The sequence below is a fragment of the Adhaeribacter radiodurans genome, assembly GCF_014075995.1.
GTDB lineage: Bacteria > Bacteroidota > Bacteroidia > Cytophagales > Hymenobacteraceae > Adhaeribacter > Adhaeribacter radiodurans.
Map to the genome: position 1 here is coordinate 6,119,553 of NZ_CP055153.1, position 14,535 is coordinate 6,134,087.

A 14,535-nucleotide genomic window follows, 5' to 3' on the forward strand; every position below is an offset into this window, starting at 1 on the left:
ATGCTGTTATAATAGATATTTTACTAGTCCTAATTGTAGGCTTAACAAATCAATTTAGTAAGTAGATTCGCCAATCGGGAGATCCATGTCATTAAGTTAAGCCAATCAGAAGAAAAAAATCCTCTTTCGAGCGCCAATCTATGGTACGGAAGTTACTTCCGTGCCTCTCTTTTGATTAATGGCCTATAATTAAAGGTAGATTCGGGCGGAAGTCCTTAACTTAATGACATGGATCGGGAGATTGGCTATTCAGTTATGGGTGCAGTCCGCTTATCCGCATCCTAAGCATAACTATGGGTTTAATTATATCTTTTGCGCACCTTGCTTGTTAACTTTGAAGTAATTCGATAGTAATACTTTCCCATTCTTGTTCCAGCGAAACGCTAGGCATTTTACGTCCAGCGCGTTGGTACCAGTAATTCGCGTTCCATTGGTCGCCTTCTTTGCGGTGCAAATACGCATGAATCCAGCAATATGCAGGAGTATTCTTTTCCTGGGCTATTTCGTGCGATTGGTGCCAGTCGCCTTTGCCATCGTACCACAAAGCTTGTAATTCCGGGCTAAGATCAGCGGGTGGGGTAGATTTAGTAAGCGTAGCTTTAAATTCAGTGAAGGTCATAGGAGAAACAGCTTAGTTTATTGGAGCAATTTATTTGGAATATTGGGATGTAAAATAAAAATCAATGAAAACATTTCGGATAACTGCCAGTTAAATGTGCGGAGTGAAGCTATTTGCAAGTAAAAAATGAAAAAAGCCATTGTTATTGGGGCGGGAATAGGTGGTATTGCAGCAGCCATTCGGTTAGCGGTAAAAGGTTATGCCGTTAACGTGCTGGAGGCAAATAACAGTTTTGGCGGCAAAATGACCCAGTTTACGCTTAATGGCTATCGTTTCGATAAAGGTCCTTCGTTGTTTACTATGCCCCAATTAGTAGATGAGCTTTTTACTTTGGCTGGCCGTAATTCATCAGATTATTTTCGTTACCAACGGTTAGACGTTATTACCCAATACTTTTTTGCAGATGGAACACGCTTAACAGCTTATCAGGAACCAGCGAAGTTTGCCGCCGAAGTAGAACAGAAGCTAAAGATTTCGCGGGAAAAAGTAGAAAAATATTTAATTAAAAGCCGCCGTATTTACGAAGCTACCGCCCCTACTTTTCTGCATAAATCGCTGCATCAAGTACAAACGTACTTGAGCGGCGACGTACTCAAAACCATTCCGGTTTTACCAGAACTGGGCTTAACTACCACCATGCACGCGGCTAACACTAAGGAATTTAAGGATAAGCGCTTTGTACAACTTCTCGACCGTTTTGCTACTTACAATGGTTCCGACCCGTATCAAGCTCCGGCTACGCTAAATCTAATTCCGCACCTGGAGCACAACCTGGGAGCATTCTATCCTGAAGGAGGTATTTATGCGATTGCCCAAAGCTTGGTTAAACTGGCCGAAGAACTCGGAGTACATTTCCTTTACAACGAAAGAGCAGAAGAAATACTTACGGAAAATAACAAAACAACAGGTGTACGTACGGTTAAACAAACATTAATACCGGCCGAAATTGTGGTGAGTAACATGGATGTGGTGCCCACTTACCGGAAATTATTACCGCAACTAACCGCTCCCGAGAAAACATTACAACAACCGCGATCCAGTTCAGCCTTAATATTTTACTGGGGAATTAACCGGGAGTTTAAGGAATTGCACCTCCATAATATATTTTTCAGTAAGGATTATAAGATTGAATTCGAGCATATTTTCCAGCGAAAAACCATTAGCCCCGACCCAACAGTATATGTAAATATTACTTCTAAGCTTTCGCCGGAAGATGCTCCGGAAGCCAGCGAGAACTGGTTTGTAATGGTAAATGTGCCGCATAACAGCGGTCAGGATTGGGCTGATTTAGTAAAAGTTACACGTGAAACAGTTATCAGCAAGCTAAGCAAAGCACTACAAACGGATGTAAACGCTTACATTACCTGCGAGCAAGTTTGGGACCCGATAGGCATTGAAGCAGACACTTCTTCGTTTGCGGGAGCTTTATATGGTAGCAGCTCTAATAATCGATTAGCTGCCTTTCTGCGGCACCCAAATTTTACAAGTAAAGTAAAAGGATTATATTTTTGCGGCGGCAGTGTACATCCCGGAGGTGGTATTCCATTATGTTTACTTTCCGCTAAAATTGTTGGTGATTTGGTACCATCTCCGAGTGATAAATAATTTATAAAGTAAAATTTTAAAACCGAAAGATTTGAACCCGTACTTGCCTGTTAAAAGAAAAGAACTACTAGCCATATTTGTATTAGTTATTTTTTATGCCGTGGGCTTTTATGGTTTAGTTTTTAGTAATTACCAAGCACTTTTTTTAAGCTTAGTCCCTTTTAATCTGCTACTTACAAACCTTATTTTATTCTTTTTTCACCAAGATTTTTCCCGTCCGTTTTGGTTGTTTGCCTTTATTGTTTTTAGCGTAGGATTTCTGGCAGAAGTGATAGGTATTCATACGGCCTTACTCTTCGGGCATTATACTTACGGAGCGGCCTTAGGCTGGCAACTTTTTAAAGTACCTTTAATTATTGGACTAAACTGGCTAATGCTGGTTTATACTGCAGGTCATACAGTAAATTATTTAGGGCGGTTTACGTGGTGGATAAAAGCTGTTCTGGGAGCAGCTCTAATGGTAGCTTTAGATTACTTCATCGAACCGGTTGCGGTACATCTGGATTTTTGGTCGTGGCAAGCAAATGTAATCCCTCTTTCTAATTTTGTGGGTTGGTTTCTGGTGGCGTTAGTACTGCAAATTTACTTTCAGCAAGCAGCTTTTCGAAAAACTAATTCTTTAGCGCCTTTTGTTTTTCTTTTGCAGTTCTTGTTTTTTGGCGCCCTTTCCTGGGTAATTTAATTCAGCATTTACTTTATTATTTACTTTTTGTCGAATCAGGTTTACTAAATAGCGATTGTCCGCGCCGGGACTTTTTACGTTTCTGGGTAATACTATCTAAAATACCTTGCGTTTTAAACCGAACATACCACATTCCGGCCCATTCGCCAGACTGATAGCCGGTACGGGGTGTTGCAAAATTTTCTGGTAAAGCTTTCTGAGTTTCTAGATTTACTAATTTTTCCGGCTGCCCGTGGCATTGTAAGCAAAGTGGATCTGTCATTCGGATAGGTTTGGTATAAAGTAATTCTGTGGCACCCACCCGGCTTATCTGGGGTTCTAAAACCTGTTTTTGATTATTAAGTGCCGTATATTGTTGCAGTTGTTCCTGCAAGAGCAAGCTAGCCGGATCAGTAGCTGAATTTGGCCAAACTTTACCGGTTCGCCCCACATCTGCCAGGTACTTCTTTGCTATTTCTTGTACTTCAGGATACTTCTCTAATTTATGGTAATCTAAGGCAGCTTTAAAGTTACCGGAATCTAAGGTTGTTTTTAAATGGGTAAGCATGTTTTGCTCTGCGGTACGAATAAGGCTATCACCTACCCGGCGGGTTTCCTGTAATATCATAGAGCCCGTAATGCGTTTCACTAGGTGGCGTTCCATCTCATCGGCTATTTCTTTGCCGTTAGACAGCTTTTTAGGTTCGCAACTGCTGTTAGCAAGTAAAGCAAAAATGGCTAGAACTATCCAAACAACTGGCAATAGTAGCTTATTCAAAAAAGAACGAATCTGCATAAAAAAGAGTTTTATAAGAATAAAACGTACTGGTGGGTAATGGCGTTTTACTACCTGCAAATATCAGTGTTAGGTAAAAAAGAAACAAAGAGAAGTGGCGCATTGATCCAGCGAGCAATTTACCTGTTTCGGCAACTACCAACCAGTAACTTTTTATTATCTTTGCGTTTTAAAACAGATACTTACAGTTATGTTAGATAAGTTAGAGGCTATTAAAGAACGTTTCGACGAAGTAAATCAGCTTTTACAACAACCCGAAAGCATGAGCGACATGAAAAAATATAAGTCGCTTAATAAAGAATACAAAGACCTTGAAAAAATTGTAATTGAGTATAAAAAATACCAAAATTTACTCGGCAACATTGACAATGCCAAGCAGGTAATTGCTACTGAAAAAGACGAGGAATTCCGGGAAATGGCCAAAGAAGAACTCGATGAACTGTACCCGCAGTTAGAAGAGTTGGAAGAAGTGATTAAAAACTTGCTTATTCCTAAAGATCCAGACGATAGTAAAAATATTATTATTGAGATCCGGGCTGGCGCTGGTGGCGATGAGGCTTCTATTTTTGCCGGCGATTTACACCGCATGTATTCCCGCCTGGCAGAAAAGCAAGGCTGGCGCATGGAGCTGATTGATGCCCAGGAAGGTACTTCTGGTGGTTACAAAGAGATTATCAGTAGTATTTCCGGCGAAGATGTTTATGGTAAAATGAAGTTCGAATCGGGCGTGCACCGGGTACAACGCGTACCAGCCACCGAAACACAAGGTCGTATTCACACTTCGGTAGCCAGCGTGGTAGTATTGCCCGAAGTAGAAGAATTTGACATTGAACTGGATATGAACGAAATCCGGAAAGACTTATTCTGTGCTTCCGGGCCAGGTGGTCAGTCGGTAAATACTACTTACTCGGCAGTTCGTTTAACCCACTTACCTACCGGTATTATGGCTCAGTGCCAGGACCAGAAATCGCAGATTAAGAATTACGAAAAAGCTCTGAAAGTATTGCGTTCCCGGATTTACGAAGTAGAACTGGCTAAAAAGAACGAAGAAATGGGTGCTCAGCGTAAAAGCATGGTAGGTGGCGGCGACCGCTCCGATAAAATCCGGACTTATAATTACCCACAAGGCCGTGTTACCGATCACCGCATTGGTTATACCGTTTATAACTTGCCCAGCGTAATGGACGGCCAGATCGATGATTTTATTGAAGAGTTACGTATTGCCGAAAATGCTGAACGCTTGAAAGAAGGTGTGGCGTAAGGATTCAATAGTTACAAGTTGCAGGTTATAGGTTGCAAGTTGATTTTTATAGAGAAGAACAGAGTAGCGGGTGTCAAGAACTCGCTACATTTGTTTTAAGGCATAGGTAGATTATATTTTATAATAAGTACTACCCAGCAATTGTAAATTATTAGTAGAAAAGCTTTCCTGATTTAATGCTATTGATTAAACGGTTGCGACTTCATAAAGCCAAAAGTAGCTTTCCACTTAAAAATGGAAGTAAATTACTTTTCCAAGGACTGTTGCGTTGCTGCCTATTCTGCTTGTTTATTTACGGATTAGGTTCTTGCGAACCCAAAGAAGAAATTGTTACCACCGATAGTAAAGCTCAACTGGAGTTTTCAACGGATTCATTAAAGTTTAATACCGTTTTTGTAAATACTGCTAGTGCCAGCAGGGCAGTTTGGGTGTATAATCGCCGTTCTAATGCAATAAAAATAACTGAAATTAAACTGGAACAGGCTAATCCTGCTTACCAATTAATTGTAGATGGTCAGGAAACTACCCAAGCCAATAATGTTTTACTGCGCGGTAAAGACAGCTTGCTTGTGATAGTAAAAGTTACGATTCCGGCTACTCAAGATACAGCTGCTTTTATCCAGACGGATGCGCTTTCGTTTTTGGTTAATTCAAATCAGCAGCGGGTAGTTTTAGTAAGTTACGGGCAAAATGCCTACTTCCATTCCAAAACCGAGATAACGACTAACACAACCTGGAAAGCCGACAAACCGCACGTAGTATATGGCTCGGTAAGTGTGGCGGCTGGGGGTAAGCTAATTATTGAACCTGGATCTAAAATTTATTTTCACAAGGATGCTGCCTTAATTGTAAAAGGAAGCTTAGAAGTTAAGGGTACAGTCAACAAACGTGTCTTGTTTACCGGCGACCGGCGCGAACGATTATACGCGGCAGTGCCCGGGCAATGGCTGGGAATTAAGTTTGAAGCTACTAGTACTTATAACTACATTCAGTTTGCCGATATTAAAAATGCTACTTTTGGGCTTTGGGCAGCTAATCCGGATCAGGACGAAACGGATTATGATTTAAAAATAGAACAATCCATAATTCAGAATATGTTCGAAACGGGTATTTTAAGCCACGGGGCAGATGTACAAGTTACGAACACTCTAATTACGAATTGCGGACAAAGTGCTGTATTGGGTTTAGGTGGAGGCAATTACAACTTTACGTATTGTACTTTAGCTAATTATACCGTTGGTTTTCGGCCTGGGAGTGTTACTTTGTTATTAACAGACCAATTAAAGGTAGCTGATCGACCTAATCAGGAATACCGCGTTCAATTACTAATGCAGAATTCGATAGTTTGGGCAGGTAAGCACAACTCGTTAATCGCTCAAGATCAAATTCAATTGAAAAATGAAGCTGGAACGACGCCGCAGTTACAAATTAATCATTCGGTTGTACAAACAAAAAGTTACCAGGACCATCCGGCTTTTGCCTGTTGTGATAATTTACTAAATGTAGACCCACTGTTTAAAGCACCTATTGAAAGCGCGGAATCTAACTTGCTCGATTTTCGGCTCGATAGTTTATCACCGGTTAGTAACACGGCAGTAGCTACACCAGCAATATTAAAAGATTTAGTAGATAAAAATCGTCATTTAACTACACCCGACCCGGGTGCTTACGAACGCCTGAACCCATGAAATGGTACCAGAAAAGTATTCGCTTGCCTGCTCTTAAACGCGGCTATCATTTAATTACCGATTTGCTTACTGCCGAATTGCCGGAACTGGAAGAAATTAAAATTGGCTTAGCCCATATTTTTATTCAGCATACTTCCGCGAGTTTAACCATTAACGAAAATGCCGATTTTACGGTAAGGCAGGATTTTGAAAGTCATTTAAATAAAATGGTACCTGAAAATGCCTCCTATTACCGGCACACGCTAGAAGGACCCGACGATATGCCGGCACACATTAAAGCTTCGCTAATGGGTAGTTCAGTAACTGTGCCGATTACTAATGGAACCTTTAATTTAGGTACCTGGCAAGGCATTTACCTCGGCGAACACCGCAATCAGGCTACCCGTCGCTGGCTAGTAATTACACTTCAGGGGGAGTAAGCAAAATTTACTTTTTTAAAAAAGAAGGCCGGTTAATAAACCAGTTAAAATAATATAGGGCGGCGGAACTTTAGTCCAGAGCAGAATACAGAAAGTTACTACAACAATGGCCACATTTGCCAGATTCGATTCAATAGGGTGATACAATAAAATAGCAGCAGCAGCTACCATGCCGGAGCTTACCGCATTTATTCCTTCTAAAGAAGCTTTAATAACGCGGTACTTTCTTAATTCGCCCCAAAACCGGATTACAAAAAATATCAGGAAGGTACCTGGCAGAAAAATGCCTACTGTACCAATAAAGGCTCCTAACAGTTCTCCGCCAATACCGTAATCGCGCATGGCTAAAGCTCCCAGGTAAGTACAAAAAGCAAAAACCGGCCCGGGGAGCGCCTGCACAATCGCAAACCCCGATAGAAATTCTTCGGAAGTTAAATACTGCTTAAATTCTACAAACTGTGAATACATAAGTGGAATCAGTACCTGTCCCCCACCGAAAATTAAGCTGCCGTTGCGGTAGAAATTTTCAAAAAGTTTAAAGCCGCGTAGTTGCGTTGCTCCACCCAATACTGCTGCTGCAATAAATACTGCCGTATATAAAATAAAATTACTCCAATTAATTCTTATGTTTTTGTCTGGTTCAATGGGTTGCGCTTTGTAACGCAGGGCAGTAACGGCACCTCCTAATACCAGTAAGATAGGATACACCCAAGGCATATTAAAAAAGTAAGAAATATTAGCCGAAATCACCATCATGCCAATACCTGTTTTGGTATTAACCACTTTGGAGCTGATACGGTAAGCCGCAAATGATACAAAGCCTACGGCCATGGGCTGAATAAAACGCGTAAATCTAAGCGAAATTTCGTTGGCTTGCAGGTACGACATGGCTAACCCCGCCAGAGTCATAATTATAGTAGCGGGCGCAATCCAGATGAGCAAAGTAAGGTAAGCTAAATTGGGCCCTCCTAATCGAAAGCCAATAGCCGTAATAGTTTGGGTAGAAGTGGGTCCTGGTAAAATCTGGCACAATGCATTTAGCTCAATTAGCTCGCTCTCGGTAAGATACCGACGTTTTTCTACCAGCAACTTAAACATCATGGAGATATGCGCCTGAGGCCCACCAAAGGCAGCTAGCGCCAACCAAAGTACATCTTTCAGGAAAATGTAATTTCTGGGGCTTAAGATTTTCTGACCTTTGGACCATGGCTTAGAGTCCACTAATTTAGGGTCCGTTAATAATCCATGGTCCAAAGTCTCCAGTTTTTATAATTGATAATTATTAGTTCATATTCTACAGTTGATAAACCGTAGTTCGTGGTCGATAAATTTAGTAAAATATTTAAAAGCGTAGCCTACGTAGGCTACCTGATTTGTTACTACCTGTACGTTTTTACTATTTCGTTTCTTTCTATGAGGATGATTTTCGTAGCCTGTAGACTATGGACCATGAATAACTCTACTTCTTCAGTAAGCCTAGTTCAATCAAACGCTCCGTTAAGAATTCGCCGGCGGTGGTATCGGGATAAGCCTTCGGGTTTTCGGTGTCAATACAACCTTCCAGGCAAGTTAGATCCATTTCGGTACGAGGATGCATAAAAAACGGAATAGAATACCGGGAAGTGTGCATAAGCTCGCGGGGCGGATTTACTACCCGGTGAATGGTAGATTTTAATTTGTTATTCGTATGCCGCGATAACATATCGCCTACGTTTACTACAATTTGCTCGGGCAAGGCCGTTATTGGAATCCATTTGCCATCACGCCGTAATACCTGCAAGCCATCAGCGCTAGCTCCCATCAATAAAGTAATTAAATTTATATCACCGTGCTCTGCGGCTCTTACAGCATCAGTTGGTACGCTATCCGGATCTTCAATCGGGAAGTAATGAATAGCCCTTAAAATACTGTTGCCGTGGTAAACTTTTGCGTCAAAATAATCTTCGTTGAGGCCCAAATAAAGAGCAATGGCACGTAGCATATGCGTACCAGCCTGTTCTAAGGCCCGGTAAGCCGCCAAAGTCATTTCTTTAAATTCGGGCACTTCGTTGGGCCAGATATTGGCCGGGTAGCTTTCGGCTTTTAACTCTTCTTGCGGCAAGTCCTGGCCTACGTGGTAAAATTCTTTTAAATCGCCGGTATTACGGCCTTTTGCGTGTTCTTTTCCTTTACCAACGTAGCCACGCTGCCCCGCTAAAGTTGGATTTTCGTATTTTTGTTTTACTTCGTCGGGGAGGCTGAAGAATTTTTTAACTGCATTGTATAATTGGCCGGATAGCTCATCACTTAAGCCGTGGTTGCGGATTGCCACAAAGCCAATACTTTGAAATGCCTCCCCTAAATCCTGTACAAATTTATGTTTACGCTCCGCATTCCCGGAAGTAAAATCAGCTAAATCTAACGACGGGATTTTATCAACTAATTTCTCGGTTATAGTATCCATATAGTAGTAATGTAAAAGATAAAAGTTTAAAAAACTGGTCTGATTTGTCCTGCTTTACTTGCCGGATAACAGCCTGTCAACCTTATGCAAAAGTACGCAATAAAACTCTTTCGGTAAACGCTGTTGGTAAATCTACTTTACTGGCTCCAGGCGTTTTGCCGCGTTCCCGGCAGCTTATTTTTAAAATTTGGCGTTTCTATAGGACTTTAAAACAAAATAGCTTTAAGTAAGGATAGTTTTACATCCCTACTAAAAGCTATTTTGTTATTTTAAATAAATTATTTCTGAAGCGCGGCTAAGTAATTTTTCTCGGCTCCTGCCCAGTTTACAATATTCCAGAAAGCGGCAATGTATTCGGGCCGACGGTTTTGGTACTTAAGGTAATAAGCGTGTTCCCACACATCTAAACCAATAATGGGCTTGCCTTTCTTTTCGGCTACGTCCATTAAAGGATTATCCTGGTTAGGAGTAGAAGTAACCGCCAGTTTGCCTGCCGGATCCACAATTAGCCAGGCCCAACCCGAACCGAAGCGGGTAGTAGCCGCTTGGTTAAACGTTTCTTTAAGCTTGTCTAACCCACCTAAATCGCTGTCAATAGCGGCGGCTAATTTACCGGTAGGTTTGCCCCCTTGCGCCGATAAAATATTCCAGAAAAAAGTATGGTTCCAGTGTCCTCCTCCGTTGTTACGCACGGCTACCGGATGCTTGCTAATATCTTTCAGGATGTCTTCCAGTTTCATGCTGGCTAATGCGGTACCGGTTACGGCTTTGTTTAAGTTCGTTACATAAGCCTGGTGGTGCTTGGTATAATGAATTTCCATGGTTTGCTTATCGATATGCGGCTCCAGCGCATTAAACTCGTAAGGCAATTTAGGAAGCGTAAAGGTATCGGCTACGGGCTCCGCCATAATTTTTAATGGCTTAACCAGCCCGGCTAACCCAAGCAGGGCCGCCGATTTAAGAAAAGTTCTTTTATCCATAACAGGTTAATTTATAAGTTGATTAGAGAAAAAACGATTTAACACAGGCAAAAGTATAAACTTTAACGGGAGGTTACTTTACTTAAACATAGGTATTCGCAGAAAAAGTACGTTTATTATAACTTTTAAACTACCCTGATTACGTACTTACCCGGTTCAGGTTAATATTTTAAAAGTAAGACAAAAGAAGATTTATATTAAAATATAGAAGGTCTTATAATTAAATATAAGACCTTCTTGTTATTGCTGCTACTGTAAAGTTTCTAAAGAACCGGTAAAATAAAAATCCGGGTTTTCTATGCTCTTCATCTGGCCCAAGGGTCCTTCGGTTGGGTCTCGGAAATAATCTAAAACAAAACTTTCGGTGTTTAAATGATTTAAAATAGGGCTCATATCCTCTGCTATTACCTGCCCGTTGCCATTAGGAGTTTGTGCCGTAAATTTATATACCCCATCAGCAGTTTGGGTATAAGTATAAGGATAAACGGCATAAAATTGTGCGCTACCCTGATATATTACTACATATAATTGCATAGATCTACTTTGAGGATTAAATAAAAACAACATGTAATCTAATCGTAAATTATAATTACCGTTTAGCAAAGTGGTTGCAATTTGTTGTTGCTTACTGGTAAAATCCGGCGACCAGCCTGGTAAGGGCTGAGGTGGTACTGCTACGGTGTTAAACGTAACCCCAATAAAATTATACAACGGAATAATAGCCGTTGGCGAGGACTGCACTACTACCCGGTTACCATTAACTTCGGCGTAATATACTTGCTGCGCGCTGTCCCAGAGCAACTCCGAAATAGTGATGCCATTAAGTACCAATGGCGGCTCAAATAATAATCCACGGGGCGTGTAGGTAAACGAAGTAGAAATAATTTGCACCGTACCATTCTGCAGGGCTACTAATGAAAAAGTTCTGTTGGCAGCGTTAATATCTACCTGTAGTTTCGTGCCACTGGCACTTGGCAAAAAAAGAAAAGGATTGGCTTTGGAGTAAGCAGCAGTTTCGTCGATTATAGTTTTGAGTTTTCCTGCTGTATAAGCATCAAACTCCTCTTGGGTAGCCTGAACTAAAACCATTTTGCTTTGTTGCAGATTACCGGTTAATCGAACAACATTGGTAGTAACAGAATCAATAGTAAATTCAAAATCCGAATACATACCTTGGCCCTCATCGCCTTCTTGCCCCGATAAATTGAATAATACAGCAGGATCAGGATCGGCCAAGAGATGCAGCGGCGAGTAGGTATCGAAAATTAATGCGGGTTGCTGCATGGCTTTTAAACGGTAAGAACTTTCGGTAGGCGTACCTGCCGAACTGGAACTTACATCCGCTGACATACTTACCCGATCGTTCTCGTTAAATTTCAGGAAAAAGTTATATCTCCGGTTTTGGCCCGTTATCAAAGTCGCCTTCCAACCGTAGGGTGCCCCAGTAAGTTGGACTTTGTAATCGGCGAGAGCTTTGACCAGACGCTCATCGGGGCGTTGGCCAGGCGCTGGATCGTTATCGTCTTTCTGGCAGGCCGAGAGCAGGGTAAGTAAAACCAAACTCAGGAAATATATTTTTTTCATGTAGATGTTGCGGTAACAGCAGATAGCGCGAAGCATTATAGCTGAATGATTATAAGGAATTGATAGCCGTTTGGGCACTTGTTTGTAAAGTGTAAAAGTCAATATTCCAGGCTTCTTTAAAATAACGAACAATTATTTGCTCTTTCTGGCGTAAAGCCGCTTGCGCCCTAGTATTAGAAATGGTTTTAGTTGGATCAGATGGGTCAGGCATCTTAATATTGTTAATGATGGCGTCAAAGTTTGTCCGTCCTTCAATCATCATAATAGCTATCATCTCTACAAAATCATCGTCAGGTATATTACGAGCGTACTCAGTAATAAATCCTCTTGATCGGGCATCTGCCAGCGGGTAATCAAACCAATTGGCAGTATAAATGGGAGTGATGCTCTTAAATTCCGGCGGATACTGGATAGTTTGGTGCAAAATATGGCCAAACTCGTGGTGAATTATTCGTAGCGTGAGCTTTAATTGGGCTTTATTAGCTTTATCAAAGCTGTTAATCTGGTACAACACAATTTTGCGGCCACCTTCAGCGGTACCTAATGTAATAGTTCCATCAGTATTATACTCGGGGCTACCTACCAGCACAAATTGTTTAGGAGATAAACGCTTTATAAAGTTAGGGCCAGCTACTTGCTCGTAAGGTGCAATCCAGGTTTTCTTGATGGTTTCCAGCGCCGGAATAATTTTATCTTCTTGCGGGGGAACTAAAGTTTTATCCAGGGCGAGCTCGTAACGGTCGAAGCGATATTTTACTTCAATATTGTAGGGTGTTACAAAATTCTCAAGCAGCCAATTATCCAGAGGACCTTTGGTCCAGGTTTCTCCGCCTAAATCCGTTAATACGGTATCCGGGTCATCCTCTTCGGAGCAAGCTGATAAAAAGCTAAGCGCAAAAAACAGGAGGAATAATTTAAAATATTTTTTTTCCATGATATAATATCTATATTCTTTATCGAGGATTGCGTTCTATGCCGGCTAGCGTAACTTCCTGGGGTAACTGGAGTAACCGGTGGGGATCTTCGGGACCCAATTGAATTACTTGACCATCAACTGTATAGTGCGTTACCGGAATTTTATGCCGCAATAGGTCGAACCAGCGCATTCCTTGCTGCACAAACTCAGCCGCTTTAAAATCTAAAATGGTATAGAGCATACCTAACCTTACGTTAGAACCAGTGCCATAATAATTCGCAATCTTAGTATTGCTGATGTTGTGGGTAGTACGATTATAGTCGGCAATGCGGGCGCTGGCGTACAAATTTAAGTCGGTGCGGGTAGCTTCTATATTACCAAGTGCCAGATTAGCTTCGGCGCGGTTAAACAAAACTTCTTCGGCGGTAAATAACGGGAAAATGGTGTAAGGAACACCGGTGGTAGCATTTAAATCTGTGCGAACAAAATGCTCCCGGAATTTAAGAATGAGCCAATTATCAGCTCTTTGCGTGTACAAAGGATATACCCAAGTGTCGCCGGTTACATTAGGTTGCCGAAAAAGATTATCAACTAAACGGGTAGATAATCCATAGCGGTACTGCGCATTGTAACGGGCCCAGTTAGAAGGCGTTTCTACTAAAAGTAAGTTTGCATTTTCGGTAGCTTGCGTGTAAATAGCCAGACCCTCGTTGGCAGTTAAATTGCTGTATACACTTACCCAAGGCCGTAAATTGGGGCCAATGTTTCCGCCCGGGAATACTTGGTTAGCGTGCTCCACTACTTTCTGGTAATCTTGCTTAAATAAATAAAAACGGGTGGCAAATGCATGCGCGGCGGCAGTGGTAAAATGGTATTTAGGAACCCGATAAACCGTATTTACAATTAAGGGCAATCCTTCCATCAAATCTTTCTCGATTTGTTCGTACACGTAGGCTACCGTTTTACGTTCATATTTGCCTAATACTACTTTTTCCGGAGTTGTTACATATGGAATCCCCGGATCAGTAGCAGCAGTAGCCGGATCGTAAACTTTTGAATAAAGTGTTACCAACATAAAATGAGCATAAGCCCGGGCTACTAAAGCCTCGCCTTTTTGCGCACTATAATCATTTGGATTGGGAGCATTCGCAATAGCTTCAAGTGCATGATTGGCGGCGGCAATAGCCGCATAGCTCGCATTCCAGTAATTATCGGCTGAACCTTGCGCTTTGCTTTCTACATCACGAAAAAAATACGGGTCGCGGTTAACATCTTCCGTAATAACGGAGTTTGTGCCTTTATCTTCGGCCAGGTCCGACATTGCTTCTGTAAAGGTGGCGTAATCGGCCTGAGGATAGGCTGTAACGAGTAATTCACTTACTTTTTCTACGGTATTTAACTGCGTACGCTGGTCTACGGCCTGTTCCAGGTAATCGTCCTGGCAGCCGGATAGAGTCATAATACTGCATAGTAAAGTATATTTAAATATATGCTTCATCTTAAACTTTTTGAAAATTGGTACTCTGTTCGTAAAACATTCCTTTCTGCACTTAGAGAGAAAAC

Annotated in this window: 13 protein-coding genes; 5 read left to right on the plus strand and 8 right to left on the minus strand. The window is 41.6% G+C overall.

All coding sequences use genetic code 11. The features are described 5' to 3' along the window. Positions 1–328: 328 nt before the first annotated feature. A complete protein-coding gene (locus HUW48_RS24340) occupies positions 329–619 on the minus strand; it encodes a hypothetical protein (protein ID WP_182413403.1) in 291 nt (96 codons plus the stop codon). 126 nt (positions 620–745) lie between these two features. Between HUW48_RS24340 and crtD the strand changes: the two genes are divergently transcribed. After that, positions 746–2,224 (plus strand): 1-hydroxycarotenoid 3,4-desaturase CrtD, encoded by a 1,479-nt coding sequence (gene crtD / locus HUW48_RS24345; RefSeq protein WP_182413404.1) that lies wholly within the window; start codon positions 746–748, stop codon positions 2,222–2,224. A gap of 31 nt (positions 2,225–2,255) precedes the next feature. Beyond that, positions 2,256–2,906: a carotenoid biosynthesis protein gene (locus HUW48_RS24350; RefSeq protein ID WP_182413405.1), complete on the plus strand. Its 651-nt coding sequence runs from the start codon at positions 2,256–2,258 to the stop codon at positions 2,904–2,906. Between the two features lie 16 nt (positions 2,907–2,922). Here HUW48_RS24350 and HUW48_RS24355 read toward each other — a convergent pair whose 3' ends face one another. Next, positions 2,923–3,681, minus strand: coding sequence for a c-type heme family protein (locus HUW48_RS24355; RefSeq protein ID WP_182413406.1), 759 nt, complete (start codon positions 3,679–3,681; stop codon positions 2,923–2,925). Positions 3,682–3,871: 190 nt separating this feature from the next. Here HUW48_RS24355 and prfA point away from each other — a divergent pair, with 190 nt between their 5' ends. From prfA to HUW48_RS24370, 3 genes are all read left to right on the plus strand, one after another. Beyond that, a complete protein-coding gene (prfA, locus tag HUW48_RS24360) occupies positions 3,872–4,942 on the plus strand; it encodes a peptide chain release factor 1 (protein ID WP_182413407.1) in 1,071 nt (356 codons plus the stop codon). 284 nt (positions 4,943–5,226) lie between these two features. After that, entirely contained in the window at positions 5,227–6,630 is a 1,404-nt protein-coding gene (locus HUW48_RS24365; protein WP_182413408.1) for a hypothetical protein, read from the plus strand. Next, positions 6,627–7,049 carry a secondary thiamine-phosphate synthase enzyme YjbQ gene (locus HUW48_RS24370; protein WP_182413409.1) on the plus strand — a complete coding sequence of 141 codons (423 nt, stop codon included), beginning with the start codon at positions 6,627–6,629 and terminating at the stop codon, positions 7,047–7,049. Before HUW48_RS24365 ends, HUW48_RS24370 begins: the two co-directional genes overlap by 4 nt. Before the next feature lie 15 nt (positions 7,050–7,064). Here the strand turns inward: HUW48_RS24370 and chrA are convergent, their stop codons facing one another. From chrA to HUW48_RS24400, 6 genes are all read right to left on the minus strand, one after another. Beyond that, complete coding sequence (gene chrA, locus HUW48_RS24375) at positions 7,065–8,237, minus strand: chromate efflux transporter (protein WP_182416509.1); 1,173 nt, start codon at positions 8,235–8,237, stop codon at positions 7,065–7,067. A gap of 271 nt (positions 8,238–8,508) precedes the next feature. Then, on the minus strand, positions 8,509–9,483 hold the full coding sequence (locus tag HUW48_RS24380; protein WP_182416510.1) for an isopenicillin N synthase family dioxygenase: 975 nt from the start codon (positions 9,481–9,483) through the stop codon (positions 8,509–8,511). A 287-nt stretch (positions 9,484–9,770) separates the two neighbouring features. Continuing rightward, the gene (locus HUW48_RS24385) at positions 9,771–10,400 is read right to left on the minus strand and encodes a superoxide dismutase (RefSeq protein WP_246343922.1); all 630 of its coding nucleotides are present in this window, start codon (positions 10,398–10,400) and stop codon (positions 9,771–9,773) included. Positions 10,401–10,721: 321 nt separating this feature from the next. Then, entirely contained in the window at positions 10,722–12,056 is a 1,335-nt protein-coding gene (locus tag HUW48_RS24390) for a DUF4302 domain-containing protein (protein ID WP_182413411.1), read from the minus strand. Positions 12,057–12,105: 49 nt separating this feature from the next. Further along, entirely contained in the window at positions 12,106–12,990 is an 885-nt protein-coding gene (locus HUW48_RS24395; RefSeq protein WP_182413412.1) for a zinc-binding metallopeptidase, read from the minus strand. 19 nt (positions 12,991–13,009) lie between these two features. Further along, positions 13,010–14,470, minus strand: coding sequence for a RagB/SusD family nutrient uptake outer membrane protein (locus tag HUW48_RS24400; protein ID WP_182413413.1), 1,461 nt, complete (start codon positions 14,468–14,470; stop codon positions 13,010–13,012). Between the last annotated feature and the right edge of the window lie 65 nt (positions 14,471–14,535).